This window comes from Pseudoalteromonas sp. SIMBA_162 (genome assembly GCF_046535955.1).
Taxonomy (GTDB): Bacteria; Pseudomonadota; Gammaproteobacteria; order Enterobacterales; family Alteromonadaceae; genus Pseudoalteromonas; species Pseudoalteromonas marina.
This window is the reverse complement of the sequence record NZ_JAWJBQ010000619.1, coordinates 1-261: the sequence shown is the minus strand read 5'-3', so window position 1 is coordinate 261 and position 261 is coordinate 1. Positions and strand designations below refer to the sequence as shown.

Below are 261 nucleotides of genomic sequence, written 5' to 3'. Positions count from 1 at the left end.
CGCTTTATCCATTACTTCGCAGACTCGAAAAACAAAAATTGGTGACGAGCAGTTGGGATACGTCGGAGAGTAGACCGCGGAAGTATTATGTTTTAAGTGATTATGGGTTGGACATTTTTTTACAACTGAAAGAAGAATGGATGAAGATTTCAAAAGAACTGTATACAATCTTAAGGGAGGATGAGGAAAATGAAGTTAATTGATTTATACATTCAAGAAGTGACACGCCGACTTCCAGAAAAAATGAGATCTGATATAGCC

The 261-nt window shown here is 37.2% G+C and carries 1 protein-coding gene; it reads left to right on the top strand.

The window, feature by feature from the left end; genetic code table 11:
• On the top strand, nucleotides 1–203 hold a 203-nt coding region (locus tag R0J88_RS21145; RefSeq protein ID WP_410901049.1), incomplete at its 5' end, for a PadR family transcriptional regulator.
• Nucleotides 204–261: the final 58 nt, after the last annotated feature.